Genomic DNA, 4,421 nt, shown 5'->3' on the forward strand with positions numbered 1-4,421 from the left:
AATTGCATCCTTATTACTGCTACTCTGCTTCATTATTTTACACCCATTGTTTTAGAGCGATATCACGAGATATTCAGGCGATTATATTATATTCCTATAATTCTTGGTTCCTTTTGGTTTGGTTTTCGGGGAGGAGTTATAGTTTCTTTCTTGTCAGCTCTTCTTTATGCACCTCATGTTTTTTTTCAATGGGGCGCAACTGGTCTCGTAAGACTTGACCAATATCTTGAAATCATAATGTATATAGTTATTGGTATCGTGACAGGTGTGATGGCAGACAAAGAAAAGGAGCAAAGAATTAAAGCTGAAGAAGTCAGTAGAGAGCTTGCAGAATCCTATGATAAACTCCACATTCAAGCGCAGGAAATTTTCGAGAAAGAGCAGCAGCTTTTAAGGGCTGACCGCTTCTCTACAATGGGGGAATTGGCGGCAAGTTTAGCACATGAGATTAGGAATCCTCTTGGTTCGATACTTGGAAGCGTTGAAATTCTCAGCGAAGATATTCATCAAGAGGACAAAAAATATGAATTTTTCCAAATTATAGTAACTGAAGCTAACAGACTAAACCGAGTAATCAATGATTTTCTTTCCTTTGCAAAGACTACAAAACCTGTTATTGGAAAGTTTAACATCAATGAGGCAGTAGAAGACATAAAATCTCTTGTAGAACTTGGAAGTGTAAAAAAGAATATCACATTTGATCTTTCATTGGATGATACTATAAACCCCATTGATGGTGATGCAGAGCAGATAAAACAGGCATTCTTGAATATTCTATTAAATTCAGTTCAAGCAATGAAGGAAGGGGGAATTCTTACAATCCATACATTGAAGGGGAGGAGGCACTTTGCTGATGATGAATTTGATATTAAATATTCTATAGGCAAAGATATGGAAGGTGAATTTATTTCAGTGATTTTTGGAGATACTGGAGAAGGAATTTCAGAAGAAGACATTGATAAAATATTTAACCCTTTTTTTACAAAAAAGGAAAACGGTACTGGCTTGGGTCTTGCAATAACAAAAAGAATTATAATCAGCCATAATGGAGCAATTGAAGTTTTTTCTAAAAAGGGGAAAGGAACTTATTTTGTTGTAATGATTCCACAATAAAAGATATGGATAAGGGATGGCTAAGAGAAATAAAATTTTGTTAATCGATGATGATAATAACTTGAGGAAAGTAATTGCCCATAACTTGAAGAATGAAGGGTTTGAAGTTGTGGCAAAATCTGATGGAGTTTCAGGCGTATCTGCTTTTGACTCCAATAAAATAGATGTTGTTGTAACTGACTTGAGGCTTCCGGATATTGATGGGATGGAAGTATTAAGAAGAATAAAAAAGATTGATAATAGCATTCCAATAATAATGATTACTGCTTTTGGTACAATTGAGCAAGCGGTAAGTGCTTTAAAAGAAGGAGCATTTGATTATATTACCAAACCATTTAATCGTGACGAGTTAGCTATTGTTGTTAAAAGGGCTTTCGAGTTTAAAGAGCTTAAGGGAGAAAATCTTCGTCTCAAAAAGGAGCTCTATGAAAAATTCAGTTTTGATTTAATTGTTCATAAAAGCGAAATAATGAAAAAAATAATCGAACTTTTGAAACGTATTGCACAAACCGAATCGACAGTATTGATAGAAGGAGAGAGCGGGACAGGTAAAGAACTTTTTGCCAAAGCTATACATTATAACAGCGCCAGAAAAAATGCGCCCTTTGTAACTGTCAATTGTGCAGCGATTCCGGATGAGCTTATGGAAAGTGAACTTTTTGGTCATTCCAAGGGCGCTTTTACAGGAGCAATGCACGATAGAAAGGGGAAGTTTGAAAGCGCTGATGGCGGAACAATCTTTCTCGATGAAGTAGGCGATTTAAAACCAAACCTTCAAGCAAAAATTTTACGAGTATTGCAGGAGAAATGCATTGACAAAATTGGAAGCGACAATGAGATAGAGGTGGATGTAAGAGTCGTTGCTGCAACGAATAGAAATTTAAAGGAAATGGTTGAAAAAAATGAATTTAGAGAGGACCTTTATTATAGACTCTGTGTCGTGCCTGTGAAAGTGCCGCCTCTTCGGGAGAGAAGGGAAGATATTCCACTATTGATAGAACATTTTAAGAAGATAAAAGAAAATGCAAGAAGGTTGAACTTTTCTGATGAAGCAATGCAAATACTTATAAATTATGACTGGAAGGGTAATGTAAGAGAACTTGAAAATCTCATCGAGAGAATGGCAATTGTTAAAACAGACAATCTTGTGACTCCTGAAGACCTTCCATATGAGATAAGAAAATTCAATATGAATCAAAGACAATTCAAAATCGATTTTCCTGAATCAGGTATTTCTCTTGATGAAGTTGAAAAGGAAATTATTATTCAAGCATTAGAAAAAAATAATTGGAATCAGGCGGCTACCGCCCGTTTTCTTAAGATATCGCGTCCTACACTTATGTACAGGATGGAAAAATATTCAATTACTAAATCGCAATAAAATCTTTTACATACCTGAATGTTTTTCTGTGGATTGGAGAAGGACCGAATTTTTTGATATTCTCAATATGCTCCTTTGTTGGATATCCCTTATGCCTATCAAAGCCGTATTGTGGATATAATAAATGATACTCTGACATTAAATTGTCTCTATATACCTTTGCGAGAATTGAAGCTGCAGCTATAGAATAACTTCGGCTGTCTCCCTTTATTATTGCTTTTTGTTGGATTTTTGAGTCTATCTTCATATTTCCATCGATTAATAAGTAATCAACTTCATAATCTAAACCTTCAACTGCCTTGCTCATTGCAAGTTTTGATGCCTCTCTTATATTTATTTCATCAATGATTTTTTCAGAAACATAAGAGATAGAGTATGCGAGGGCAAATTCAATTATTTTGCTGTATAGTTCTTCTCTTTTTTTTGGTGAAAGTTTTTTGGAGTCATTTAATCCTGAAGGGATCTTATTTACATCGAATATTACTGCCGATGCTACTACCGGCCCTGCCAAAGGCCCTCTGCCTGCTTCATCGATTCCAGCAATATATTTAAAACCGTTGGCAAATGCTTCTTTTTCGAATTGGTCCATAAGGACTGATGGGAAAGATTATTTTTTCTCTTTGATCCTAGCGGCTTTTCCTCTTCTTTCTCTAAGATAATAAAGCTTAGCTCTTCTGACAACTCCTCTTTTTACAACTTTGATTTTCTCAAGAAGAGGTGAATATAAAGGAAAAATTCTTTCAACACCTATGCCATTAGATACTTTCCTCACTGTTATCGTTGTCCTATGTCCTCTTCTTTTTATTGCAATAAGAGTACCTTCAAATGTTTGAATTCTCTCTTTTTCGCCTTCTTTGATTTTAAAGGAAACTCGTAAAGTATCACCCGGAGAAAAATCCGGAAGATTTTTTGAGTATTTTTCTTCAGTAATGTTATCTTTTGTTGTAGCCATTCGAATTCTCCTAAAATGAGCGCTCTTTTTATAGCATTGGCATCGATTTGTCAAATAAATTTATGTAAAAAATGTATATAAGAAAATAACTCTTTTGACAAGGTATTAAGACTATATTTTAAGATATATAAATAAAAGCTAATAAATCCCAAGGTCCAAATAAGACCGTGCTATCTTTTGAAGCGCAATTACATAAGCTGCAGTTCTATAGTTTGTAATTTTTTTGTTTTTATCTTTCATTTCTTTAATTTCTTGAAAAGCCAGTCTCATAGTATCGTCAAGCCCCGACCTTACAAGGTCAATCTCTTCTGCCCCGTGAATAAGAATCTTTTTTGTTTCGTTATCCATTCTTTTACCTGTTAATTTTTCTAAAACTTGAGAGTATTGAGTACTTCTCAATTCTTCGTATCTTCTTTCTAATCTGCCAAATCTGATATGGGAGAGATTCCTAAGCCACTCAAAATATGAAACAGTAACGCCACCGGCATTCACATAGGCATCTGGAAGTACAACAATCCCTTTTTTTCTAAGTATTAAATCTGCTTCATAAGTCGTAGGACCATTTGCGGCTTCGACAATTAGATTTGCCTTTATTCTGTTGGCATTGTCTCTTCTAATTTGTCCCTGCATTGCCGCAGGTATAAGTATATCACATTTCATTTCAAGGCATTTTGCGCCATTACTCTGGTATTTGGCGTCTTTATAACCTCTTATGGTTTTCTTTTTCACCATATAGCGATAAACGGATTCAACATTGAGCCCTTTTTCATTTATGAGAGCCCCATCTCTTTCTATTATTGCAATGATTTTAACACCGTCTTCTTCAGAGAGAAATTTTGCGGCATGGTATCCGACATTTCCTAGCCCCTGAATTATAACTTTTTTGCCTTCAAGACTTTGAGTGAGCTTTGCTTTTTTAACTTCGCCTTTATGACGAAAAAATTCTCTCAGTGCATACTGCACACCTCTTCCTGT

General features: G+C 35.2%; 3 protein-coding genes and 1 pseudogene. 2 read left to right on the forward strand and 2 right to left on the reverse strand.

The features are described 5' to 3' along the window. The coding region (locus tag D6734_06855) for a sensor histidine kinase (GenBank protein ID RMF94819.1) at positions 1-1,113 on the forward strand (1,113 nt) is incomplete at its 5' end. Positions 1,114-1,129: 16 nt separating this feature from the next. Further along, entirely contained in the window at positions 1,130-2,494 is a 1,365-nt protein-coding gene (locus D6734_06860; protein ID RMF94820.1) for a sigma-54-dependent Fis family transcriptional regulator, read from the forward strand. Here D6734_06860 and D6734_06865 read toward each other — a convergent pair. Continuing rightward, a pseudogene (locus tag D6734_06865) lies at positions 2,481-3,446 on the reverse strand (ribonuclease HII). The gene D6734_06860 and the pseudogene D6734_06865 sit on opposite strands and share 14 nt — an antisense overlap. 138 nt (positions 3,447-3,584) lie before the next feature. Then, the coding region (locus D6734_06870; GenBank protein RMF94821.1) for a glutamate dehydrogenase at positions 3,585-4,421 on the reverse strand (837 nt) is incomplete at its 5' end.

Source organism: Candidatus Schekmanbacteria bacterium (assembly GCA_003695725.1).
GTDB lineage: Bacteria > Schekmanbacteria > GWA2-38-11 > GWA2-38-11 > J061 > J061.